This is a genomic window from Streptomyces sp. NPDC020965, assembly GCF_044333555.1.
GTDB lineage: Bacteria > Actinomycetota > Actinomycetes > Streptomycetales > Streptomycetaceae > Streptomyces.
The window spans coordinates 148,977-171,419 of record NZ_JBIRRE010000012.1 but is presented as its reverse complement, the minus strand read 5'-3'; the positions used below and the strand labels follow the sequence as shown (position 1 = coordinate 171,419).

Genomic DNA, 22,443 nt, shown 5'->3' with positions numbered 1-22,443 from the left:
ACCTCGCTCTTTTCGCACGTCAGGACCGTGCGCTGTGTCCAGAAAGGTTGGGCATCGACGTCCTGCCATCGCAGGCAGCGAGAAGGAACCGTAGGGCGTGGCACATTCACGGCCCGAGGCAGACCGGTATGCGGGAACTGCATCTCCTCCCGGGCCCCGGCACACAGGAGAGCACTCGTGATGACAATCAAGGTGTACCGAGTGGGAATCGGAGGGGTGCGACACACGGTCCGCCCCCTGGTGGAGATCACCGCGGACGGCCCTGTCCCCTTCATGACATCTCTGTGCTTTCCACCCTGCGCCTGCCCGCGTTGCGCGCCCGGGGCCTCCCCCTCGCCGGCCGCTGACTTCATCGCGACCAGCAACGACGATCGCAAGGGGGCCTCGGAGTGACGACCATGGGACCCGCAGTGCATCTTGGGTTGCCGCTGGAGCCGCCGGAGCCCGCCCCCGGCTGTGTCGAGTGCACAGCCCTCGCCCGGCAACGCACGGAAGCGTCCCGTGCCGGGGACTCCTCGAAGGCCACGGACTGCAACGTCGAGATCCGCAGCCACCACGCCAGGCACGGTGGCTGATGGACATGACCCTGCCGCCGCGAGCACCGGCACCCCCGACCGGCCCTCCGGCTGAAGCCCCACCCACAGCTCTCTGCAAGCGGGACCACCCCACCCCGTACCCGCCATCCATCACACGAAGGCGAACCCCATGAACAGCCCCCTCCCCTTACGGCCCGGCCCCGGCTTCATCGCGGAGGTCGTCGCCTCCACCTGGCTCGACGGGTCCACCGCCCGCATCCTCATCGGCCACCCCGGCGTCCAGCGCCCCGGCCAGACCGCCGCCGAGATCGACCGTTCCCTGCGCGGGCTCGCCCACGGCCTCGGGCTCACCTCCGCCGAGGTCAGCAGCCACGCGCGGTTGATCGTCAACCATCGCTTCACCGCGCTCGACTACGGGCACCCGGACGTCATGATGCGCGTCCCCGACCCCGGGCCGCACTGGCAGTCCCTCGTCACCCGCACCCGCCGCACCGACCTCACCATCGGCTTCGCCCCGCTCCTCCCCGGCATGAACCAGAACGCCATCCACACCTATCTCGCCCGAGCGACCACCGTCGGCGGGGCCATCACCCTGCGCAGAAACTGAACCCCCGATACGGGGAGCGGGAGCCCCCCGCCCCTTGAACCTCACCCCCACACACGGGCCGCACCGCCCGACCCCATCCCCCGCCGTGACACCATCACCAGGTGCTCGACATCGGCTACTCCCTCTCCCCCCGCTTCCCCGACCCCCCGCAGACCGACTACCGCCGCGCGGACACCCACGCGCTCCGGCACGATCTCTTCTCCGGCGATGTCTATCTCGCCGATACGAAGCAGGACCGGGAAGTGTCCACAGCCTGGGGATGGGTCCCCGTGCTCGACTTCGCGTGGGCGCTCTGCGACATCGTCGAGCAGATCGACCGCGACCCCCTCAAGGGGCGGGCGTCGAAGCCGCAGTACGCGGAGCTGGACTTCACCGAGTCCGCCGACCGGATGTTCTTCACGCGGCGGTTCGGGTGGGTCGATGTGGAGGCCGACTGGATGCCCGGGGACGAGCCGCCGCTCACCTTCAGTCACAGCGTGGTGCGCCGGGAGGCCCGCGACTTCCTGCATGACCTGATCGCGGATCTCTCCGATCTGCATGACGGGCTCGCCGACAATCCGGCGATCTGGGGTCTGCAGGCCCGCTTCCCCCGCATCTGACCGGCCCGCCCGGCGGCGGATGTCACAGCGGGCTCGGCCCGATCCGTCTCTCCCTCGAACGCGCGCCGCGCGCACCAAGCGCCACGGCACCCGCAGCGACATCGCTTGACCTCAATCAAACTTGAGGTTGAAGAGTGGTTCCTGTCACCGAGACCAGTCACTCTCAGGGGAGAAATCATGCGCGCCATCCGCCTCCACACCCACGGCCCGGCCGAGAACCTGACCCTCGAAGAGGTCCCGGACCCGGTCCCCGGCCCCGGTCAGGTCCGGATCGCCGTCGCCGCGGCCGGTGTGCACCTCCTCGACGCGGCCCTGCGCGCGGGGCTGCCCGGCCATCCGGCCTCCGCCGAACTGCCGACCGTCCCCGGCCGCGAGATCGCGGGCGTGGTCGAGTCGCTCGGCGCCGGCACCGACGAGAAGTGGCTGGGCCGGCGCGTGGTCGCCCATATCGGGATGGCCCCCGGCGGCTACGCCGAACTCGCCGTCACCGAGGCCGCCAGACTCCACGAGATCCCCGGCACCGCGACCGCCGCCGAGGCCGTCGCGATGATCGGAACCGGGCGTACGACGCTGGGCATCCTCCAGTTCACCGACCTCGGCCCGGACGATGTCGTGATCGTCCCGGCCGCGGCCGGCGGCATCGGCACCCTCATCACCCAGTACGCCAAGAACGCGCGGGCCACCGTCGTCGGCCTCGCGGGCGGCGCAACCAAGGTCGCCCATGTCCTCGCCAACGGCGCCGACATCGCCGTCGACTACACCCGGCCCGACTGGGAGCAGCAGGTCCGCGACTACCTCGGCGAGCGGCACGCCACCGTCGTCTACGACTCGGTCGGCGGCGAGACCGGTCTCGCCGCCGTCGGACTCCTCGGCAAGGGCGGCCGGCACATCGTCTTCGGCTGGTCCAGCGCCGGTATCGACGGCGGCGGACCGCTCACCTTCACCGACGAGGAACTGGCCGAACGCGGCATCACCTCCGAGGGCGTCCTCGGACCGGTGATGATCGAGAAGGCCGGTGGCGACGTACGGGCCCTGGAGGAGCGCTCCCTCACCGAACTCGCGACCGGCCGACTGCGACCGGCCGTCCAGGGCTTCCCGCTCGCGGAGGCCGCCGAGGCGCACCGGGCCCTGGAGAACCGGGGCACCATCGGCAAGGTGGTCCTGATTCCGTGATCCGGTGAGGCGGGGGGAAGCGGGGGCGGGGGGCTCCCGGGGCCGTTACCCCCGCCCGCCCAGCGAGGCCAGCGCCTCATCGGTCAGCCGGTACACCGTCCACTCGTCCTGCGGTCGCGCGCCGAGGGACTCGTAGAAGTCGATCGACGGGGTGTTCCAGTTCAGTACGGACCACTCCAGCCGCTCGTAGCCGCGCGCCACACAGAGCCGCGCCAGCTCCGTCAGCAGCGCCTTCCCGTGGCCGCCGCCGCGCCGCTCCGGGCGGACGTACAGATCCTCCAGGTAGATCCCGTGCACCCCGCGCCAGGTGGAGAAGTTGAGGAACCAGAGCGCGAACCCGACCACCTCGCCGTCGTCCGTCTCCGCGATGTGCGCGTACGCGGCGGGCCGCTCGCCGAAGAGCGCCTCGCGCAGTTGCTCCTCGGTGGCGCGGACCTCGTCCAGGGCCTTCTCGTACTCGGCGAGCTCACGGACCATGCGGTGGATCTCTGGGACATCGGTGGGGAGGGCGTCACGAATCATGGGATCAGCATGACCGTGGACCGGATCACCGCGCCAGGAGTGTCCGGGCGATGGACACCTGTTCCGCGTCGAGCGCGGGCTCACCGTCCGACACGTCCCACAGGAAGTTCTGGAGGGCCCGCCCCAGCGTCCAGGCCCGTGCCCGCGCCCGGTCGAGACCCAGCGTCTCCGTCATCAGGTCGAACCGCCACTCCGTATCGGCCGGGTCAAAGCGGTTGAGGAGGGCCGGCAGCAGCTCGAAGCCGGGGTCCCCGGCGAGCGGTTTGGGGTCGATGGCGAGCCAGGGTTCCCGCTCGGAGCCGAGGACGTTGTCGTAGTGCAGGTCCCAGTGGAGCAGCCGGTCCCCCGGCTCGTCCGCGACCTCCCGTACGGCCGCCGCGCAGTCCAGCAGCAGCCGTCGATCGCTCTCGTCGGCGAGCCTCCCGGCCGCGCCGGGCGCCTCGGCCAGCATCGCGGCGGTGAGATCGCCGAGACGGCGCATCCCGTCCGGCGCGGCCGGGGCCGTCAGCCGGGCCAGCAGCTCCGCGATGATCCGTACGGCGGCCCGGGTGTCCGAAACGGTGGAGAGATGACGGCCGGTGTCCAACTTCTCCAGGAGGAGGGTGTTGGTCTCCCGGTCGTGCGCCAGCAGCCGCACGGCGCCGTCCCCGGCCCAGATGCGCAGCGCGTCCGCCTCGCCCGCGCTCTCCTCGTCCAGTGCCTGGAGCTTCAGTACGGCGGTGGTGCCGTCGGGGCGCTCGACGGGCAGGACGAGCGCCGTGAACCCGTGCATCACCCCACCCGTGTGCCGCAGCTCCCAGCGCTCCAGGAACTCCGCCGCCCGCTCGGGCAGGGCGGCGAGAAAGGCGCGCCCCGATTCGCCCCCGTACGTGTTCTGGAGCCTCACCAGTTCTTCCGGAACTTCGATCATGTGCCGATCGTAGGGACAGGGTGTCCAGCCCTCGCACGATTTTCGGCCCGTCCGGCGGGGGGCACGGCCCCCGGCCGGGTGCGTACAGTCGGGCGCACGCGGCGCCCCCGACCGCTCCCCGACCAGCGCCGACGAACGCCAAAGAGCAGGGAAACCATGAACACGGACACCGTCAGCGGCGGCATATCGTTCTGGTACGCACGGGACGGACTCGCCGCACCCCGCGAACCCCTGCCCGGCGACAGCACCGCGGACGTCTGCATCGTGGGCGGCGGCTACACCGGGCTGTGGACGGCGTACTACCTCAAGAAGACCGCGCCCTTCCTCAACATCACCGTCCTGGAAGCGGCGTTCTGCGGCTACGGCGCCTCCGGGCGCAACGGCGGCTGGCTCTACAACGGCATCGCGGGCCGCGACCGGTACGCCAGGCTCCACGGCCACGACGCCGCCGTCCGGCTCCAGCGGGCCATGAACGACACGGTCGACGAGGTCATCCGGATCGCGGCGGCAGAACGCATCGAAGCCGATGTCCACCAGGGCGGCGTCCTCGAAATCGCCCGTACCCCCGCCCAGGCGGCCCGCCTCCGCACCTTCCACGACATCGAGATCACCTACGGCGAGAAGGACCGGGTGCTGCGCGGCGCCCGCGAGACCGCCGAACGCGTACGGGTCAACGGGGCCGTCGCCTCCAGTTGGAGCCCGCACGGCGCCCGACTGCACCCGGTCAAACTCGTCAAGGGGCTGGCGGCGGCCGTCGAGGCACTGGGCGTCACCATCCACGAGTCATCGCCCGTGACCGAGATCAGGCCCAAACACGCGGTCACCCCGTACGGGACCGTCCGCGCGCCCTACATCCTGCGCTGCACCGAAGGCTTCACCGCGACCCTCAAGGGCCAGCGGCGCACCTGGCTCCCCATGAACTCCTCCATGATCGCGACCGAGCCGCTGCCCGACGCCGTCTGGGACACCATCGGCTGGCACGGCCGGGAGACCCTCGGCGACCTGGCGCACGCCTACGTCTACGCACAGCGCACGGCCGACGGCCGGATCGCGCTCGGCGGCCGGGGCGTCCCGTACCGCTACGGCTCCCGCACCGACCACGACGGCAGCACCGCACCCGCCACGGTCCGGGCGCTCCGCGAGATGCTGGTGCGTCTCTTCCCGACCACGGCGGGCGTACGGATCGACCACGCCTGGTCGGGTGTGCTCGGGGTGCCGCGCGACTGGTGCGCCACGGTGACCCTGGACCGGGCCACCGGGCTCGGCTGGGCCGGTGGCTACGTCGGCTCCGGCGTGGCCACCGCGAACCTCGCCGCCAGGACCCTGCGCGATCTGATCCAGCGGGACTCGGGCCAGACGACGGGCGACACCGAACTCACCACCCTGCCGTGGGTGAACCACCGGGTCCGCAAGTGGGAGCCGGAGCCGCTGCGCTGGCTGGGAGTACGGGGGATGTACGCGGCCTACCGGGGCGCGGACCACCGAGAGTCGCGGGCGCGCACGGCGGAGACGGACCCGGTCGCGAGGCTCGCGGACCGGATCGCCGGCCGCCACTGACGCGGGCACCCGGCCGGCGACCGCGAACTGCCGCGTTCGGCACGGGTGCTCATCGCGAACTGCCGCGTTCGGCACCATTGCCCGCTGCCAACTGCCGCGTTCGGCACGGGTGCCTCCTGGGACCTGCGCGTTCGGCACGGGTGCCCGTCCGCCACTGGATGGGCACCCGTGCCGCCGTCCGACACCGACACCGACAGGGCCGCCACCCGCCACCCGCCGTCCGACCCCGACACCGACACCGGCAGGGACAGGGGCAGGGGCACCGACGCCACCACGGCCTCAACCACCGCAGCAGGCCGTCATGAGGCCGACGCCAGTTCCCTCCGCTGTCGCCGGGACCCCCGCGCGCACGCCTCGACGGCGCAGTCGATGTACCGCTCGAAGTCGGCGGTGGTGTCCTTCCGCACGATGCGCCGGATGACCTTCATGGCCTCCAGCGCCGACGTGTAGGACAGCACCCGGTCCTGGTACCACACGCCGGGAAGGGTGGCGGAGAGATAGGCGTCGAACTCGAACGCCGCGAATCCCTCCGCGCGCCGCTCCGTCCAGTACGCGTCACGGGCCAGCCGGAAGAAGTGCGCGGCTTCCTCCCGTTCCAACGAACGGGCGATGATGGTGAAATACGGATAGACATATGAGGCGCTCTCGGGCCAGTCGGAGAGCGGGCCAAAATGATTGCCCATCGCGATGGTTAGCTGAATGTCGTAGTCCTGGTACACAGTTCAGCCGTACCCTCTCCGGCCGATCATGGTGTGCACGACGCGCGGCCGAACCGGTGAATGTAAGCAAGGACCGCCCAAACGGACGATGTCGCCAACCGCCGTCGACGCCGTACGGACATCCCCGGGAAGGCGGGCACGGGCCGGTGTGACGTTCCGCCCCCAACGTCGCTCGCCACGCGCCGAATTGACTTCCCGACATATCGCGATTCGCCACTAATGGCCCATCTGACCAGCGAAGATGAACGACTCCGATGATCATCTAGCTATCCGGCACCGGGAGTTGAGAGCGCCCTAACACCCTTCGGGCGGGAGGGAGGGAAAAGAGGCATGTTCCCGGCCATCGAAGGCGGCGAACACCGGGGTGTTCATAGGGTGATCCCCATGAGTCGACACATCGCGTTCACAAAACTGCACAATTTCCGTGATCTGGGCGGCTACCGCACCGCCGACGACCGCACCGTGCGCTGGGGACATCTGTACCGTTCCGACTCACTGGCGAAACTCGAAGGCGACGATCTGACCCGCTTCCGGGAACTCGGGATCCGCACGGTGATCGATCTCCGCTATCCCCGGGAGATAGCGCAGAAAGGCCGCGTGCCCGAGAGTGAGGGCCTCATCTACCACAATCTCAGCGTCGAACACCGGCCCTATGACCAGGCCACGATCGACCCCGGTGTCGACCCCTGGCGCTCTCTCGCGGACCGCTACGCGGAGGTCGCCGCCGACGGCGCCGGGGAACTGCGCCAGGCGCTCGACGTCATCGCCGGCGACAGCGGTCCGCTGGTGTTCCACTGCGCGTCGGGTAAGGACCGGACCGGGCTGCTGGCCGCCCTCGTACTCGCCCTGCTGGGGGTGGACGAGGATCAGATCACCGAGGATTTCGCCCTGACGGAGCTGGCCACCGACCGGCTCATCGCCGACTGGCGGGACGCCCATCCGGGCCGCACCCCGGGCTGGCCCGGATTCGGACGGGCACCGGCCGAGATCATGCGGCTGTTCCTGGCGGACCTGACCGCCGCGCACGGCTCCGTTCGCGGATACGCGGCCGATGTGCTCGGGGTCGACGACACGCTGATCGGGGAAGTGCGCAGGCAGTTGCTGGCTCCGTAGAGACTTCGTGGAGCCGGGGTAAGGTCGCCGGCCTCCTGGCCCACAATGCCTTTATGGCCGACGACTTGGGCGTCCAGAACGTCATGCGGGGCACGGCGGAGTACGTGCTCCAGGTCGGACACGTTCACGGCAATGTCCATGTGTATCTGCCGCCCGATGCGGACCCGGTGGAGCGCGCGGCGCAGGCGCTGGCGCGCAGTGTCCGGGCACAGTGGACAGCGGAGTTGAACGCCTGGGACCTGGCCACGGCCGAGCCGCTGCCGGTGCGCTGGCTGGCGAGCTGGCCGGACCCGCCCGGCTCCCACGATCCGCCCGATCCACCGGGCTCACCCAACCCGCCCGACCCACCGGGCTCACCCGACTCACCCAACCCATCCGATCCACCCGACTCACCCGGCTCACCCGGCTCACCCGACGACCGGATCGCGACGGTGGCCGATGCCTTCCTCGGCCTCGGCCACCGCCGGCTCGTCGTGCTCGGCGGCCCCGGTGCGGGTAAATCCACCTTCGCCGTCCTGCTCGCCCTGGAGTTGGCCGACCGCTCTCTGCCGCCCCACCGGACCCCGCCCGACGCCGACGACATGGCCCGTCCCGTCCCGGTCGTCCTCACCCTGGAGTCCTGGGACCCGCGACAGGAGCACTTTCACACCTGGCTGGCCCGCCGGATCGCCGAGGAGCACCCCGGCCTCCCCCGGATCGACGGCAGCCACCCCGCCGCCCGGCTGATCCAGGAGCGGCGCGTCGTCCCCGTACTCGACGGGCTGGACGAACTACCCGAACACCGCCGCCCGCTGGTCGTCCAGGGCATCGACCGGGACCTCGGCAGGCACGACGCCGTCGTCCTCGCCTCGCGCACCCGGGAGTACCGTGCGGGCGAGGCCGCGGGCGCGGCCGTCGCGCGGGCCGCGGTGATCGAGGCCCAGCCGGTCGGACTGGCCGACGCCACCGCCTATCTGCTCGCATCGGCCGTGCCACAGCTCCGCAGGGAGTGGAAGCTCCTGCTCGACGCCGCGGACCGGGAGCCGGACGGGCCGGTCGCGCTGGCACTGTCGAGTCCGCTGATGATCTGGCTGGCCCGGCGCGGGCTCCGCACCCCGCCGAGCGATCCGTTGGAGCTGCTGCGGCTGCCGTCGCCCACCCGGGATTCGGTCGAACGCCATCTGCTCGACCTGATCCTCCCCGCCGTCTTCACCGAGCAGCCGCACGCACCGGACCGGCTGCACGCGCCCGGTCAGTGGAGTGCGGACCGGGCCCGGCACTGGCTCCGGTATCTCGCCCGTCATCTCACCAACCTGCGCACCACCGAGCTGTCCTGGTGGGATCTGCACCGGGCGACGCTGGTACGGACCCTGGCCCTGCCGACCCTGCTGCTGGTCTGTGTGGCGCTGTCCGGCATCTACGGGGCCGCCAGCGACTGGTTCGCCGCCGAGCGGGCGGCCGGGCAGCCCTTCGGCGGCTGGCCATCCCTCACATCACTCACGCTCCAGAGCGCCCTGACGGGCGGGATGCTCTTCGGGATGGTGGTCTGGCTCGCCGTGGAGAACTGGTTCGGCTTCCGGCGCGGAATGCCGAGACGGCGCGCCAATCCCTTCAAGATCGGCGCGGCACTGCGCTCGGCGGGCCGGGGCGCCTCGGTGCGCCGGGCGGCCAAGGCGGCTGCCGTGATCGTCGTCCCGACGGCGATCTTCGGCGCCATCACCCTGAGCGTCGCCGACCCACGCCCCTATCTGGTGATGCTGCTCTGTAGCACGGTGCTCGCCCCCCTGCTCATGGTGGCGATCGCCGCCCCGTCCGACACCGAGGACGCGAGCACCCCGGACGAGGTGCTGCGCGGCGAGCGCACGGCGGCCCTGTTGTCGCTGGCCACGGTCGCCGTGCTGATCGGCCTGGGCCAGGGCGCGCACGGCTGGCTCCAGGAGGGAGGTGACGACATGGGGTGGGCGAAGGCGGTCGCCGGCTGGTTCGGCGCCTCGGTGATGCTGCTGCTGATGAGCCAGTGGAGCAGGTGGCTGCTGGCGAAGGGGTGGCTGGCGACCGTGGGGCGGGTGCCCTGGTCGCTGATGGAGTTCCTGCGCGACGCGCACCGCGGCGGTCTGCTGCAACGCAGCGGCGGTGTCTACCGGTTCCGCCATCTGCGGCTCCAGGAACACCTGGCGGACCGGATCGCATCCGCGGCCCCGGTCGTCGCCCCGGCCGGACCGCTCCGGGAACCCCTCGTACGGCATGGCCAGCCGCCCCCCCGCACCGCCCACGGCCCCGGCGGCTCCCGCGCCCACATTCCGGGACCTGCTCGACGAATCCGAGCGGATGCCGCTCTCCGAGCGCAAGGGCTGGACGGTCCACTCGGACGCGCGCGTGTTCCGGGCCGAGGGCAGGGAGCGCCGGTTCCCCCTCGGCCACTGGCCGCTGATCCTGCTCTTCATGACGATGCATGTCATCCGCACCACCACGATGGGCAATTGGGGCGTGGCGCTGTTCCAGATGGCCGCGTGGATCTGCCTCGGGCTGCTGATCATGTTGGTGTTCTGGCTGCGTCCGCCCCAACTGTGGCAGGTGGTGATGACCCCGGAGCACATCGAGTTCGCGATGGGTCGGCGACGTGGGCGGATGGCGTGGTCCGATGTCCAGGCCATCGGTCTGCGGAAGCTCGTGCGCCGGAAGTCGGACACCAAGGTGTACGCGCTCCAGCTCCGTCCAGTGCCCGGCGCACCGCCGCTCGCGCGGTTCTTCCGGTGCGCCGACGGCTGGTTCCTCGTCATGGTCCTCGGCACGGGCGCCACGGTCCCGTCGGACCTGGCGGCCGGTCTGGAGCGTTTCGCGGGCGCACGCTGGCAGCCACCGGGCAACACCGTGGGGCGGACGGTGCGCAATGACGTCTCGGGACAGGCGCGGGCGGGCGGTGTGATCCAGACGGGGGTCGTCCGGGGTGATGTCACGCTCGGCCGCCAGGACCCACGGGCCCCGCGCGGCCGGGACCGGAACACCGACCCCGACCGCGACCCCGACCGCGCCCCTGGCCGCTCCACCGACCCGGAGGGCTGACCGGGGGGCTGGCCGAGGGGCTGACAACCGTCAACCGGCCCCGCTCTCAGCGGATGGGCAACGGCAGCGGTGCCGGGCGTTCCGCCGTCCCCGCGCGCTCCCGGGCCGGGGTCGGCGCACACGTCAGATCCCTGGCCGGAAGCCTGCCGGTGACCAGATAACCGGTGGTGACCCGGTCCGCGCACTCGCTCATGTCGTTGACGTAGACACCGTGCCCCTCCCCCTCGTCCACGAGCACCATCCGCGACCCCTTCATGTCCTGGCGCAGCCCGCGCGCGTCGGGGAGCGGGGTCTGGGAGTCCCACTCGTTCTGGACGATCAGGGCGCCCACGGTGTTGTTCACCCTGGTGGGCGGTTCGACGGCGCTGTCCCAGAACGCGCAGGGCGAGATGTTCGAGGCGAAGTCACCGAACAGCGGGTAGCGCTTCTTGTCCCGGATCGCGTCCTTGCGGTACGTCTCGGGGTCGCGCGGCCAGTTGGCGTCACCGCAGGTGACGGCCCAGAGGGCGGAGGCCCCGTTGTCGTCCCACTCGCCGGGTTCGGGGAGTTCGGGGGTCGGCCGCCCGGCCGCCGCCTCCTTAAGGAGGACGACCCAGTCGGCCGCCGTGGCGGCGGTGAAGAACATCCGGCGGGACAGGCTCCGGATCCGATCGCCGTCGAGCGGTGTCTTTCCGACGACGACGGGCTCGCGGTCGGCCCGCGCGACGATCTTCCAGAAGGTCGCCGAGACGGCGGCCGGGGTGGCGCCGAGGCCGTAGGTGGCCGAGCGCTCGGCGGTCCACCCCGCCCACCGTTTGAACGCCTTCTCCGCCTCCGGGGCCCACAGTTGGAAGTCGGCGCGCCAGGCGCGCTTGGGGTCCACGGCGCTGTCGAGGACCATCCGGTCGACGCGGGCCGGAAAGAGCTGGCTGTAGACGGCGCCGAGGTAGGTGCCGTACGAGTAGCCCAAGTAGTTGATCTTCTTCTCGCCCAGGGCCGCCCGGATCGCGTCCATGTCCCGTGCGGTGTTGCGGGTGGTGATCTGCCGCAGTCCGGGCCCGTGCTTCTTCCGGCACTTCGCCGCGAAGGACCGGTTCAGGGCGGTGTCCCGGCCGAACGTCGCCTTCTTGTACGGGCGTTCCACCTGCTTCTCGTCGGCGGTCAGCCCGCACGAGACGGGGGCGCTGCGGCCGATGCCCCGGGGGTCGAAGCCGATGAGGTCGTACCGGTCCTTCACCGACGCCGGCAGTTGTTTCCGCAGGGCGTACGGGAATCCGAGCCCGCTGCCCCCGGGACCACCGGGGTTGAAGAGCAGCACACCACGGCGTTTGGCGGGGTCGGCGGCCCCGATCCGGGAGATCGCGATCTCGATCTCCTTGCCGCCTGGGCGCCGGTGGTCCAGCGGCACCGCGACCGTGGCGCACCGGACGGCGGCCGGCAGGCCGTTGCCGCAGCTCTCCCACACCACTCGCCGCTGCCCGGAGGAGGGCTCCGGGGAGGTGGCGCCAGCGGTGGGAGCGGCCGGGGCGGGGCCGGGGGCGGCGGCCGCCGGGGCGGCGGCGAGCGCGGGAGCGAGTGTCACCATGACGCTCACCGCGACCAGGGGCGCCACTCGTCGTCTTACCTGCACGGAGTAAGTCCTTCCGTTTGGTGTCGATGCCAAGTTGACCTTGTCCCGGCGCATGGATCAGGCGAATCATCCAATGGGTCGCGCTTTGTCGAACCTCGGTCTGACACCGGCTCGCACCGGTCAGCCTCCGGTAGCAGTCCTTTTACGGCCCCTGGCCGAATCCCGTCGGCGAGCGTGACCAGTGCGTGGGTGACCAGCGCCGGGGGGGCCAGCGGCGGGGCAACCGGCGTGGAGGTGGGCCGTGCGTGGGCGTGACCGGCGCCGAGGTGACCGGCGTGGGCCTGACCAGCGCGTGGGTGGCCAACATGCGCGCGTGACCACCATGCGCGTGACCAGCACCGCACGATCGACCCAAGCCGACTGTCATACAGCGGAGTTAGAGTTCGGCCTGGAACGGACCGACCGACACCGGGCCCGCCGGGGGGGCCGCCGCGTGCGCGCCGCACCGTGGGTCGTCCGGCCCGCCCGGCTCCCGCCGGGAAGCAGCTCTCGCCGAGAACTGCGACTCCGTCATCGGCCCGCGGGCCTGAGCGCTGGGGATTCCGTGAGAAGAGTGATCGACGGCCGCTTCGAGCTGATGGAGCGGCTCGGCGGTGGCGGAATGGGCACGGTGTGGCGGGCCCGCGACCTCGCCCTCCACCGTGAGGTGGCGCTGAAGGAGGTCCGCCCGCCGGACCCCGCACACGCCGAGCAGGACCCGGGGGGCGCCCGCGTGCTGCGCGCCCGGGTGCTCCGCGAGGCGCGGGCGCTCGCCCGGATCGACCACCCCCATGTGGTGACCGTCCACCACATCGTCGACGGCGGCGACGACACCTATCCGTGGATCGTCATGGAGCTGGTGGCCGGAGGTTCGCTCCAGAGCCGCCTGGACCAGGGCACGATGACGCCCGTCGAGGCGGCCAAGCTCGGCCGCGACGTGCTCTCCGCGCTGCGCGCCGCCCACGCGGGCGGGATCGAGCACCGCGATGTGAAGCCCGCCAACGTCCTGCTCCGCCCCGACGGCCGCCCGGTGCTCACGGACTTCGGAATCGCCGCGATCCGCGAGTCCACCAGCCTCACGGCCACGGGCTCCGTCATCGGCTCACCCGACTACATGGCGCCGGAACGCATCCGCGCGGTGGACAGCGGTCCCGCCGCCGACCTCTGGTCCCTCGGCCTGATGCTGTACGTGGCGGTGGAGGGCCGCCACCCGCTGCGCCGGGGCAGCACGCTCGCGACGCTGGCGGCCGTACTCGACGACGATGTGCCACCGCCCCGGCACGCCGGTCCGCTCGCCCCCGTACTGACCGCACTGCTGGTACGGGACCCGGCGGCGCGGCCGGACGCCGAGACGCTCGACGGACAGCTCGCGGCGGTGGCCGCGGGATCGGACCCGGTCACCGGGCCCGGCCGTGCGGCACCGCGTGACGCCGTACCGGACGGGCGCACGCCCCCCGTACCGGAGCCCACCTCCTTCCACCTCGCGCCGCCCACCCCACCGCCGCACGCTCCGCCGTCACCCACCCCGCCATCGCCCACCCCGCCGCCGTACGCTCCTCCCTCGCACACTCCTCCCCCGCACACTCCGACCGGTGCCCCGACCGTCCCCCCTGCCGGGACCACGACCGGCAGCGGAAGCGGCGGCACCACCGTCGGCACCCCGGCCGGCACCACCGCATCGAGTGGCCGGCGCCGGGCGTGGCGGACGTACGGGACGGTGGCCGTGGTGATGCTGGCCGTCGCGGTGCCCGTCGGCGTCATGGCGTGGGAGCTGCGGCCCGACACCCCCGACACCAAGGACGGCGCCTCGGCCTCCGCCTCCGCGTCACACCCCGCCGTCCCGGCCGGACGCCAGCCCGGGACGACCGGCACACCCGGCGGCCCCGGCACTGCGACCACGCCCAACACACCCGACACACCCAACACACCGTCGCAGGACGGGAAGACCCCCGAGAAGGACGCCCCGGACAAGGACGATCTGCTGACGCCGGCGGCCATCCGGGGCGCCATCGCCAAACTGAAGCCGGTCATGGGCGGCACCATGGTCACCCGATTCGTCGTGTACCCGGAGTTCATCACCGCCGACGCGCCCGTCAAAGGCAGCACCCGGCGCTACGACCGGTTCAGCTACCGGGACGGAGACGTGGCCGTGCGCGACGGCGCGGGCGGTACGACCTTCCCGGGCAGCAAGCCCGTGGACCTGAACGAGTTCAACTGGGACGCCCTGCCGACCCTGCTGCGCAAGGCGGACAGCGAACTCGGGGTGGCGAAGCCCACCAGCCGCTATCTGATCGCGAACCCCGGTTCGACGATCTTCAACACCGGGCCCGATATCAGCGTCTATGTCTCGGACGAATACGGCAGCGGATACCTCAAGGCGAACGCCGACGGCAAGGTGGTCGCCAAGTACCCACGCGCCAACTGACCGGCCAGCCCCGGCTACCCGACCCCGCCGGCCGCTCCGTTCGGCGCGGCCGGTGTGGCCGGCGCGACAGGCGCCGCTGCCTGTACGGCCTGACTGCTGAGCAGCTCCGCCAGCCCCTGCCGGGTCGTGGCCAGCACCACCCGGTCGTCGTGGTGCAGCACATAGCCGGGGTGCGGGTCGAAGTGCAGCCCGGGCGTGTGGTCCGTACCGTCGTCGGGTCGGTGGGCGGCCAGGTCCGGACGGCGGTCACCGGGATCCGTGGTGTCGAGGGCGAGCACGCGCCAGCACCCCGGCCGGGTGGCCTCGCGGACGGTCCTGCCTTCGAGCTGGGGCAGCCCGGCGACGTCCAGGACGGCGAAGACCAGCACCCGGCGCTCCACCGGTATCGCCCCGAGTATCCGCCGCCCCATCATCGCCCCGGCGAAGGCGGGCGCCGCGAGCGAGGTGACACTGCGGCTCCGGGTCAGGGCGTCGGGGTGGGCGGCGCGTAGGGTGCGATAGACGGCGGTGGCGAATTCGTCGTCGTACAGCCGCAGCGCCACCCGCAACCGCAGGGAGAGGGTACGGGCGTAGAGCGCGGCCTCCAGGTTGGTGGTGTCGGAGCTGGTGAGCGCGAGGAGTACCTGGGCCCGGTGGGTCCTGGCCGCCTCCAGCACGCCCTCCTGGGTGACATCGCCGATGACGACGGGCACGCGCAGGCCACGGGCGAGGGCGACGCCCCGGGCCTCGGGGTCCTCCTCCACACAGACGACGGGGATGTCGAGTTCGCGCAGCCGGGCCAGGACCCGGGTGCCGACCCTGCCCAGACCGAGCAGGACGACGTGCCCGGACAGACCCCTCGGCGGTTTGCGCAGGGTGGTGGCGGAACGGAAGGACCCCAGCGCCTCCAGCACCGCCGCGACCATGACCGGCAGCAGCAACATGCCGGCGAGACCGGCCAGGAGCTGGAGCAACTGGCGGTCGGTCGGCTCGCCCACGGCGGGTTCGTTGATCGAGAACAGGTCGAGCAGCGTGATGTAGGCGGCGTGCAGGGGGTGGGCGTCGAGGGTGGCCCAGGAGGCGACGGCGAGCGCCCCCACGGCGATGGCGAAGCCCGCCAGCGACCAGCGCACCCGACGGGAGAAGAGTTCCCCGAGTGGGAGGGTCGTGGCGCCGATGCGGCGGACCGGTGCGACGGGCCCGCCGTGGGAGACCGTCTCCAGGACGATGCTGCCCCGCCCGGCCGATGCGGCGACCTCCTGATCGTCCGGCAGCAGTCGGGGCCCCTGGACACCACTGGCGTCGGTGCCGTCCGTACCGGCCGGGTCGCTGGTCGTGGAGGAGAGCAGGGCCAGGGTGCACAGCCCCGGGTCGACGGCCTCGCCCCGGCCGGACGGGGGGCGTTCGGCGGCCCGCAGCAGCAGTCCGTCCGCCTGGATGACCTTGCTGGTGCCGCCGACGGCGGTCGCCACCAGGGCGGGCGCCACGGTGTCGGCGTCCGACAGCACGATGGTCGCGGAGTCCACGGCGTCGGGGCCGGTCCCGGCGACCGCCGCGGCCTGGTCGAGGAGGTCCGCCAGGTACTGGCCGAGTTTGCGGTTATAGAGCCGGATCACCAGCCGCAGCCGGGGATTGAGCCTGCGCGCCGCCAGCGCGGCCCGGACATTGGTCTCGTCGTCCTCGTGTACGAGCGCGAGAGCGTCGGCCCGCTCGACCCCGGCCGCCCGCAGCGCGGCGGAGTCGGGTGCCTCAAACTCCAGCACCCGGGTGGCGCCGGTGCCGTCACCGGGGGCCGGACTCGCGTCGGGCACGAGGAGGGTGACGCGCTGGCGGTAGAGGCCGTGCAACTCCGCCGCCAGCCGGAACGCGAGCGAGTCGTCCCCACTGACGACCATCTGACCGGCGACGGAGGGTTGTTGGCTCGGGCGAGGTAGGGAATCCACCCGCACAGGATGCCGTGCACCGCCGCGTACGCGTCCCGGAGCGCCCGCTCCGGAGCTGTACGTGGCCGTCGCGCCCGGAGGCGCCCGTCCAACGGGGGCCACCGGTCGGCCGACCGACCGGGTTGACGCCGGATGTGCCGTCGACCCGACCGGGCTGACGCCAGAGGTGCCTCGACCCGACCAGGTGGACGCCAGAGGTGCCGATCCAGCCATCGATCCGTACGGCACCACCGCCCGTCCGCCCGTACGACACCATCCGCCGCACCGTACGGAATCGCCCGTGACCACGCCGTACGACGACACCCGACGCGCCCCACCCGGGCCGTCCGACGCGCCTTACCGCCCCCACCCATGGGACGTTTTTCGGACTTTCCCGCCGACTCTCCCGGGAGACGCCACAGCCGTCCACCACACCCCTATGCTTCTACACGAGTGTAGAAACAACGGGTCGCAACCCGGCGCTCCGCGCTGCCCGCGCGGCCGCCGGGAGGCACCGGCCCGTTCGGACACCTCGCGTCGCGCGAACGCTCCACCATCCATCAACAACCCCTGACAGGAGTGCTGTCGTGGCTTCGATCGATCTGGACAAGGTGCTGGACAAGGCATGGGCCGACAAGGGCCTGCCCGAGATCCTCTCCGCACCCGTCGCCGCCCTGAAAGGCGTATCGGACCGGGACGGTGAACTCCTCCAACAGGCGTTCGGCGTCAAGACGGTCGCCGATCTGGCCGACCTGAAGTACGTGCGCTGGGCACAGGCACTGGCCGCGCTGAACGTCCCGACCAAGTAGGCCCTTTCCGGGCGGACAAGGCCCGCACCCATGACCGCGGGGTCGGACGCTCTCCACTCCCCCCGGGAGAGCGCCCGGCCCCGCACCACCTCACCACCACGCACAGAAAGAAGGGACGCCACCATGGTGTTCAAACGGCTGCTCGGTTCGCTCGGTGTGGGCGGACCCACCGTGGACACGATCCTCGACGCCGGCGCGGCCCTGCCGGGCGGCAGCCTCACCGGACGGGTCCGGCTGACGGGCGGCAAGACCGACGCCGCGATCGAGCAGATCACCCTGGAGCTCGTGGCCCGTGTGGAGGCCGAGCACGACGACGGCGAGTCCGAAGGCACGGTCACCTTCGAACGCTTGGTGATCGGCGGCGGGTTCCGCCTCACCGCAGGCGAGCGGCACGAGGTGCCCTTCGATGTGACACTGCCGTGGGAGACGCCCTTCACCGAGCTGTACGGCCAGCCCCTCGGGGTCGTCCTCGGCGTCCGCACGGAACTGGCGGTCGCCGGCGCGAAGGACAAGGGGGACCTGGACCCGCTGGCGGTCCGCCCCCTGCCCGCCCAGGAGGCGGTACTCGAAGCCCTCGGGCAGATCGGATGCGTCTTCACATCGGCCGACCTGGAGTACGGCCGCATCCACGGCACCGGCCAGCGGCTCCCCTTCCACCAGGAGATCGAACTCGTACCGCCGTCCCGGTACGCGCGTCCGGTGCGGGAGATCGAGGTGACGTTCCTCGCGGGCGCCGACGGGATGGAGGTGGTCCTGGAGGCCGACAAGCGCGGCGGGTTCATGTCGGACGGCCATGACGTGATCGCCCGGTTCGCCGTGCGGTACGACCCGCCGCACCCCGACTGGACCACCGAGGTCGACGGCTGGCTCCGCCAGTTGCTCTCCGACCACTCCACCCCGCACTCCGCCGCCCACTCGGCCCCGCACGCCCACGCCCACCACGCCACCCCCGGCGTGGGCACCGCCGTCGCGGCGGGCGCGGTGGGCCTGGCGGTCGGTGTGGCCGCGGGGATGGTCGCGGCCGAGGTCATCGACGAGGTGGGCGACTCCTTCGAGGACGACGAAGAGGGCTGAGGCGGCCCCAACTCCTATCGAGCCGTCCACCATCAGGTGCCGGACCGGCCACGGCGGCGACTCCCCCATCAGTTCACAGGGGTGTCGCCGCCTTCAGGATGAAGTACAGGCTGACGGCCGAATTCGCCGAGGACAGCGCCGAGACCGTGGCCCCCACCGCGGCCCCCCACGCGGCCAGCCCCACCGTGGTGGAGATGGGCGGCCAGACGCGCGGCACGGGCGCGGGCCCGAGCAGGGCGGCGACCCGCCGGGGCACCGGCCCCGCGGCGGCGAAGCCCGCGAGGGTCACGACCGGCGCGCCACGCGAGACCAGCGCGGCCCGACCGATCGCCCGCGCGACACTGCGCCGACTGCCGACCTTCACCGCCGCGTCCTCGTCGGCCCACCGCTCGGCGGTGTAGATCACGGCCGTACGCAGGGGCCGCAGGAACGGGTTGGCCCGCGCGGCGAGTTGCACGACCAGCAGGAACCGGTGGTGCCGGGCGGTCAGATGCGCGCGCTCATGGGCGAACAGCGCGCGCCGCTCGCCGGCGTCGAGCCCGGCCAGCATCCCCGTCGTGACCACGACCCGGCCGGGCCGGCCGGGCAGCGCGTAGGCGTAGGGGGTCTCGTCCGGGAGCACCGCCACCGTCCGCGGCGGCAGCCCCGCCAGCGCCCGCCCGGCCCGCCGGCGCACCCGGCGGTGCCGCCACACCGTCCGTACACCGGCGACCAGCACCGCGATCAGGGCGATGATGGCGGCCTTGCCCGCGAACTCGTCGTACGGCACCGCCGCACGCACCTCGGGATCGGACCAGCCGTCCGGCAGCGGATTGCCCGGCAGTTGCGCGGTGCCCACCACCACCAACAGACCGAGACAGAGCGTGCTGCACACCGCCAGCACGCCCGCGACCGCCGTCAGCAGCCAGGTGGCGGCCCGCGGATGGAGACGCTGCTCCGCGAGCCGAGCGACGGGCCAGGCCGTCAGGGGCAGCACCAGCGGCAGGAAGACGAAGACGCCCATACGCTCACTCGTCCCCTTCGCCGGGCATCTGGGCCAGCAGGTCCCGGAGCAGTTGTTCGTCCCCCGGGGGCAGCGCGGTCACAAAGCTCGCCAGCACCGCCTGCCGGTCCGACTCCCCGTCCAGGACCTTCCGCATCCGCAGCGCGGCGAGCCCCGCCTCATCGGCGACCGGCGTCCAGTCGAAGGACCGGCCCACCCGCTCCCGGGCGACCGCGCCCTTGGCGTGCAGCCGGGTCAGAATGGTGATCACGGTCGTGTACGCGAGCCCGCCACCGAGCCGCTCCTGCACCCAGGCGGCATTCACCGGCCCCGGCGCCCCACCGAGCACGGTGAGCACCTTGACCTCCAGTTCCCCCTGACCATGCCTCCGCGGAGACCGGTCGGCGTCACCTCTGCCCTGGTCCGTCATGCCTGCCAGCTCCTGCCTGCCGCGGGACATCCCATCGTACTGACCCGGCGCCGCCCGCGACCGTAATCGCCTGCCCCACCCCACGACCGTCCGAACATGAGAAAAGCCAGGTCAGCAGAGTCTGACCTGGCCTTCTTCCAGAGCCCCCTGTCGGATTCGAACCGACGACCTACGCATTACAAGGGCCAGAGGGGATCTGTCGGATAGGTTCAAGAAGTGCCGCCGCATGACAGTTTCCGCAGGTCAACGCCCTGCGTCGGCACTTTCCCATGCCAACCCATGACGTCCGGTTCACAGCAGTCCGGGCACGCGATGGGCACGCATTGGGCACGCAGAAAATAGTGCTTGACCTGCGCAAACGGAGTCCCTTCGAACTTACGCAAGACCGGCCCATGACAAGCAGAAAGGGCCGCACGGCTCGTACCGTGCGGATTCGACTGGTTCGCGAGGCGCTTCAAAGCGGCGACGGCACGCTGCGCCTCATGGTCCTGATGGGCATGGGGGCCTTCATCACGATCATCCTGATCACCCTGGTCGGCGCGCTCCTCGCAGCACGACAAGCCGGCCTCATCTAGGCCAGGGGCGACACCCCACCCACTGAGGTAACAACAACAACGAATGAACTAACTAACCCCTGGATCGTGGGCGCTTTCGGGCGTACACAAGCACCTCGCACGGGAGGCTCCGCTCGTCATACAGCGGAGCCTCGCCGCGCACGCCATGCACTCAATAGGGCTCGCGGAGCCGTGAGGACAGCCCGGCCAGTGGCTCTCCACCGAGCCGATCACAGGCCCACACCAGCGTTCCGCCGTGCGACGACACCGGACAGGGCCCCTTTGAGCGGCAAGCCTGCTTGCACCGCTACCTGTTCACGATCGCGAGTCGGAGGTGCTTCCGGTTGCGGCGGCGGGTTCCCCGACGCGCGGGGCCCGAGCAGCACCCAGACAGCGTTGGGGGCGCCCCGCGTAGAGCGGGACGCCCCCAACACCATGCTTCAGACGCCCCGGCTCGTCCCTTCGAAGATCACGAGGAACGGCGAGACATATCCGGACGCCTCGACGGCGGTGGCCTTCCCGGAGAGCACGAGGAAGACGCCGGCGGACAGTGCACCGCCGTACATGACAGCGCGGACGACCTCAGAGCGTGCCGCCCCCTTCGGGGGCTGATGCTCCTCATCGTCACTCGGAGGGGGCTCGACGGGGTTCGGCTCGGCCATACTGGACTTTGCTCCTGTTCTGCGTAAGGGCGAGAGCATGGGCCACCCGCGGCGCCTGAGAACAACGCGGGTGGCCTGCACTTATACGTTCGGGCGAGGAGACCTCGCAGCAGAGTGCGTCAACGCTGGGTCAGCACGAGTGGAGCCCGCATTCTCCGGTTAAGCACCTGTCTGTGCGTATCCATCCCCTTCCGGCCAGATGGCCTTGATATCCACGGATGCGCAGAGATCAAGTAGGTCAGCCTCGGGCTTGGACGGCACGAGGAGAGCAAGCGCCCGCGGCTGCGGGACGATGTGGCGGCGGTAGTCAAAAAGCTGCCCCACCGCCTGACGGATCGCGTCGCGGTGAACAGTCCCCTTCGCCTCGATGAGGATCCCGTCGGTTGCGTCGTAGATATCCGTGAACAGCGCCTTCAGGACACCGGCCGGCAGGATCTTGTGCCGGACAATCTCGTGCCCCTCGCCACGCAGATACTCGATATAGGCACGGACGAGCGACGCCTCGCGCCGCTCCGCCTCATACGGTTCCCGCGATGGGTCAACAAGGGCGCGTTCGGTGTGCTGCTGCTCGACGTCGACCTCGGTGACGCTGCGCGCCGTCTCTGGCGTGTGCGGCAGGCGCGCACCCTTATGTAGGGCGGCGTCCACGGGTTCCAGCCGGAACATGATCACGCTACGAAGCTCGCCGTCGGTGTCGGGGGCATCGGTTCGATACCAGGGGTTGTCGTCGGGCAGGACGAACTCGCCGAGGTACTCGACCTCGCCAGATGAGACGCCCTGAAACAGACGAAGCGCGCGGCCGTCCTGGCGATGGTTGAGGAGGGAAAGGTTTCCCTGCGTCATCCGCTGGTCGCCGCGCTGCCCCTCGCCGGCGTAGTGGTAGCAACCATCGGCACCCCAACCGTCGAAGTACCCGTGCTGCCGCCCCTTCGCGGGATCGGTGAATAGGAGGACGTTGGCTGAGACGCGCGACGGTCCGATGCCCCCTTGCCGGCGCCCGCCGTAGATCTTGTGCACGTCGACGCGCTTGAATCGCTGCCCCTCCCCCAAGGCCCACTCATCCACTCGGTCGCTCCACATTTTAGGTCTATAATCGACCCTAAAACTCTACCCCATCAGCACCACGCGGGGCCGACGTCACCACAATCAGAAGGCGTGCAATTCAATTCCGCCTCCACATGTGGGCGACACATTGCCGCTCCTGACCCCTCGCGTATCGAGACAAGAGCCCCATGTGCCC

Annotated in this window: 21 protein-coding genes; 12 read left to right on the top strand and 9 right to left on the bottom strand. The window is 71.3% G+C overall.

Annotated elements, in window-relative coordinates:
- The first annotated feature begins 398 nt into the window (after positions 1 to 398).
- The 4 genes from ACH4S7_RS30835 (at position 399) to ACH4S7_RS30820 (ending at position 2,915) form a co-directional block, all read left to right on the top strand.
- Complete coding sequence (locus tag ACH4S7_RS30835; RefSeq protein WP_398524629.1) at positions 399 to 575, top strand: hypothetical protein; 177 nt, start codon at positions 399 to 401, stop codon at positions 573 to 575.
- 130 nt (positions 576 to 705) lie between these two features.
- Entirely contained in the window at positions 706 to 1,143 is a 438-nt protein-coding gene (locus ACH4S7_RS30830) for a hypothetical protein (protein ID WP_398524628.1), read from the top strand.
- A 101-nt stretch (positions 1,144 to 1,244) separates the two neighbouring features.
- Entirely contained in the window at positions 1,245 to 1,742 is a 498-nt protein-coding gene (locus ACH4S7_RS30825; RefSeq protein ID WP_398524627.1) for a hypothetical protein, read from the top strand.
- A 177-nt stretch (positions 1,743 to 1,919) separates the two neighbouring features.
- Positions 1,920 to 2,915, top strand: coding sequence for a zinc-binding dehydrogenase (locus tag ACH4S7_RS30820; RefSeq protein ID WP_398524626.1), 996 nt, complete (start codon positions 1,920 to 1,922; stop codon positions 2,913 to 2,915).
- Between the two features lie 45 nt (positions 2,916 to 2,960).
- Here the strand turns inward: ACH4S7_RS30820 and ACH4S7_RS30815 are convergent, their stop codons facing one another.
- Both ACH4S7_RS30815 and ACH4S7_RS30810 read right to left on the bottom strand, forming a co-directional pair.
- Positions 2,961 to 3,437, bottom strand: coding sequence for a GNAT family N-acetyltransferase (locus tag ACH4S7_RS30815; RefSeq protein ID WP_398524625.1), 477 nt, complete (start codon positions 3,435 to 3,437; stop codon positions 2,961 to 2,963).
- Between the two features lie 25 nt (positions 3,438 to 3,462).
- Entirely contained in the window at positions 3,463 to 4,347 is an 885-nt protein-coding gene (locus ACH4S7_RS30810) for an aminoglycoside phosphotransferase family protein (protein WP_398524624.1), read from the bottom strand.
- A gap of 156 nt (positions 4,348 to 4,503) precedes the next feature.
- Here ACH4S7_RS30810 and ACH4S7_RS30805 point away from each other — a divergent pair, with 156 nt between their 5' ends.
- Entirely contained in the window at positions 4,504 to 5,904 is a 1,401-nt protein-coding gene (locus ACH4S7_RS30805; RefSeq protein WP_398524623.1) for an NAD(P)/FAD-dependent oxidoreductase, read from the top strand.
- A 299-nt stretch (positions 5,905 to 6,203) separates the two neighbouring features.
- On the opposite strand, the gene ACH4S7_RS30800 is transcribed toward ACH4S7_RS30805, so the two are convergent.
- Positions 6,204 to 6,623 carry a hypothetical protein gene (locus ACH4S7_RS30800; protein WP_398524622.1) on the bottom strand — a complete coding sequence of 140 codons (420 nt, stop codon included), beginning with the start codon at positions 6,621 to 6,623 and terminating at the stop codon, positions 6,204 to 6,206.
- Positions 6,624 to 7,007: 384 nt separating this feature from the next.
- On the opposite strand from ACH4S7_RS30800, the gene ACH4S7_RS30795 reads away from it, so the two are divergent.
- From ACH4S7_RS30795 to ACH4S7_RS30785, 3 genes are read left to right on the top strand one after another with little or no spacing between them, the layout of a single operon-like run.
- Positions 7,008 to 7,736, top strand: coding sequence for a tyrosine-protein phosphatase (locus ACH4S7_RS30795; protein WP_398524621.1), 729 nt, complete (start codon positions 7,008 to 7,010; stop codon positions 7,734 to 7,736).
- Positions 7,737 to 7,789: 53 nt separating this feature from the next.
- On the top strand, positions 7,790 to 10,609 hold the full coding sequence (locus tag ACH4S7_RS30790; protein ID WP_398524620.1) for an NACHT domain-containing protein: 2,820 nt from the start codon (positions 7,790 to 7,792) through the stop codon (positions 10,607 to 10,609).
- The gene (locus tag ACH4S7_RS30785; RefSeq protein WP_398524619.1) at positions 10,599 to 10,778 is read left to right on the top strand and encodes a hypothetical protein; all 180 of its coding nucleotides are present in this window, start codon (positions 10,599 to 10,601) and stop codon (positions 10,776 to 10,778) included. Before ACH4S7_RS30790 ends, ACH4S7_RS30785 begins: the two co-directional genes overlap by 11 nt.
- Positions 10,779 to 10,824: 46 nt before the next feature.
- On the opposite strand, the gene ACH4S7_RS30780 is transcribed toward ACH4S7_RS30785, so the two are convergent.
- A complete protein-coding gene (locus ACH4S7_RS30780; protein ID WP_398524730.1) occupies positions 10,825 to 12,342 on the bottom strand; it encodes an alpha/beta hydrolase in 1,518 nt (505 codons plus the stop codon).
- A 622-nt stretch (positions 12,343 to 12,964) separates the two neighbouring features.
- Between ACH4S7_RS30780 and ACH4S7_RS30775 the strand changes: the two genes are divergently transcribed.
- Complete coding sequence (locus ACH4S7_RS30775) at positions 12,965 to 14,791, top strand: serine/threonine-protein kinase (protein ID WP_398524729.1); 1,827 nt, start codon at positions 12,965 to 12,967, stop codon at positions 14,789 to 14,791.
- A gap of 14 nt (positions 14,792 to 14,805) precedes the next feature.
- Here ACH4S7_RS30775 and ACH4S7_RS30770 read toward each other — a convergent pair whose 3' ends face one another.
- Positions 14,806 to 16,665, bottom strand: a complete 1,860-nt coding sequence (locus tag ACH4S7_RS30770; protein WP_398524728.1) for an NAD-binding protein — start codon at positions 16,663 to 16,665, stop codon at positions 14,806 to 14,808.
- A gap of 614 nt (positions 16,666 to 17,279) precedes the next feature.
- Here ACH4S7_RS30770 and ACH4S7_RS30765 point away from each other — a divergent pair.
- Positions 17,280 to 17,501: a hypothetical protein gene (locus tag ACH4S7_RS30765; protein WP_398524618.1), complete on the top strand. Its 222-nt coding sequence runs from the start codon at positions 17,280 to 17,282 to the stop codon at positions 17,499 to 17,501.
- Positions 17,502 to 17,624: 123 nt separating this feature from the next.
- Entirely contained in the window at positions 17,625 to 18,575 is a 951-nt protein-coding gene (locus ACH4S7_RS30760) for a sporulation protein (RefSeq protein WP_398524617.1), read from the top strand.
- Positions 18,576 to 18,648: 73 nt separating this feature from the next.
- On the opposite strand, the gene ACH4S7_RS30755 is transcribed toward ACH4S7_RS30760, so the two are convergent.
- Positions 18,649 to 19,578 carry a M56 family metallopeptidase gene (locus ACH4S7_RS30755; protein WP_398524616.1) on the bottom strand — a complete coding sequence of 310 codons (930 nt, stop codon included), beginning with the start codon at positions 19,576 to 19,578 and terminating at the stop codon, positions 18,649 to 18,651.
- A 4-nt stretch (positions 19,579 to 19,582) separates the two neighbouring features.
- The gene (locus ACH4S7_RS30750) at positions 19,583 to 19,987 is read right to left on the bottom strand and encodes a BlaI/MecI/CopY family transcriptional regulator (RefSeq protein WP_398524615.1); all 405 of its coding nucleotides are present in this window, start codon (positions 19,985 to 19,987) and stop codon (positions 19,583 to 19,585) included.
- Positions 19,988 to 20,379: 392 nt separating this feature from the next.
- On the opposite strand from ACH4S7_RS30750, the gene ACH4S7_RS30745 reads away from it, so the two are divergent.
- Complete coding sequence (locus tag ACH4S7_RS30745; protein ID WP_398524614.1) at positions 20,380 to 20,562, top strand: hypothetical protein; 183 nt, start codon at positions 20,380 to 20,382, stop codon at positions 20,560 to 20,562.
- Positions 20,563 to 20,981: 419 nt separating this feature from the next.
- Here the strand turns inward: ACH4S7_RS30745 and ACH4S7_RS30740 are convergent, their stop codons facing one another.
- Together ACH4S7_RS30740 and ACH4S7_RS30735 are read right to left on the bottom strand one after the other, a co-directional pair.
- A complete protein-coding gene (locus tag ACH4S7_RS30740) occupies positions 20,982 to 21,203 on the bottom strand; it encodes a hypothetical protein (protein ID WP_398524613.1) in 222 nt (73 codons plus the stop codon).
- 159 nt (positions 21,204 to 21,362) lie between these two features.
- Positions 21,363 to 22,268 carry a restriction endonuclease gene (locus ACH4S7_RS30735; protein ID WP_398524612.1) on the bottom strand — a complete coding sequence of 302 codons (906 nt, stop codon included), beginning with the start codon at positions 22,266 to 22,268 and terminating at the stop codon, positions 21,363 to 21,365.
- Positions 22,269 to 22,443: the final 175 nt, after the last annotated feature.

What these genes read in the sequence shown, in the direction of transcription:
- ACH4S7_RS30835 (WP_398524629.1), top strand. Translation starts at nt 399, where the DNA reads ATGGGACCCGCAGTGCATCTTGGGTTGCCGCTGGAGCCGCCGGAGCCC.
- ACH4S7_RS30830 (WP_398524628.1), top strand. Translation starts at nt 706, where the DNA reads ATGAACAGCCCCCTCCCCTTACGGCCCGGCCCCGGCTTCATCGCGGAG.
- ACH4S7_RS30820 (WP_398524626.1), top strand. Translation starts at nt 1,920, where the DNA reads ATGCGCGCCATCCGCCTCCACACCCACGGCCCGGCCGAGAACCTGACC.
- ACH4S7_RS30815 (WP_398524625.1), bottom strand. Translation starts at nt 3,437, where the DNA reads ATGATTCGTGACGCCCTCCCCACCGATGTCCCAGAGATCCACCGCATG.
- ACH4S7_RS30810 (WP_398524624.1), bottom strand. Translation starts at nt 4,347, where the DNA reads ATGATCGAAGTTCCGGAAGAACTGGTGAGGCTCCAGAACACGTACGGG.
- ACH4S7_RS30805 (WP_398524623.1), top strand. Translation starts at nt 4,504, where the DNA reads ATGAACACGGACACCGTCAGCGGCGGCATATCGTTCTGGTACGCACGG.
- ACH4S7_RS30795 (WP_398524621.1), top strand. Translation starts at nt 7,008, where the DNA reads ATGAGTCGACACATCGCGTTCACAAAACTGCACAATTTCCGTGATCTG.
- ACH4S7_RS30790 (WP_398524620.1), top strand. Translation starts at nt 7,790, where the DNA reads ATGGCCGACGACTTGGGCGTCCAGAACGTCATGCGGGGCACGGCGGAG.
- ACH4S7_RS30780 (WP_398524730.1), bottom strand. Translation starts at nt 12,342, where the DNA reads ATGGTGACACTCGCTCCCGCGCTCGCCGCCGCCCCGGCGGCCGCCGCC.
- ACH4S7_RS30775 (WP_398524729.1), top strand. Translation starts at nt 12,965, where the DNA reads ATGGAGCGGCTCGGCGGTGGCGGAATGGGCACGGTGTGGCGGGCCCGC.
- ACH4S7_RS30770 (WP_398524728.1), bottom strand. Translation starts at nt 16,665, where the DNA reads ATGGTCGTCAGTGGGGACGACTCGCTCGCGTTCCGGCTGGCGGCGGAG.
- ACH4S7_RS30760 (WP_398524617.1), top strand. Translation starts at nt 17,625, where the DNA reads ATGGTGTTCAAACGGCTGCTCGGTTCGCTCGGTGTGGGCGGACCCACC.
- ACH4S7_RS30755 (WP_398524616.1), bottom strand. Translation starts at nt 19,578, where the DNA reads ATGGGCGTCTTCGTCTTCCTGCCGCTGGTGCTGCCCCTGACGGCCTGG.
- ACH4S7_RS30750 (WP_398524615.1), bottom strand. Translation starts at nt 19,987, where the DNA reads ATGACGGACCAGGGCAGAGGTGACGCCGACCGGTCTCCGCGGAGGCAT.
- ACH4S7_RS30745 (WP_398524614.1), top strand. Translation starts at nt 20,380, where the DNA reads ATGACAAGCAGAAAGGGCCGCACGGCTCGTACCGTGCGGATTCGACTG.
- ACH4S7_RS30740 (WP_398524613.1), bottom strand. Translation starts at nt 21,203, where the DNA reads ATGGCCGAGCCGAACCCCGTCGAGCCCCCTCCGAGTGACGATGAGGAG.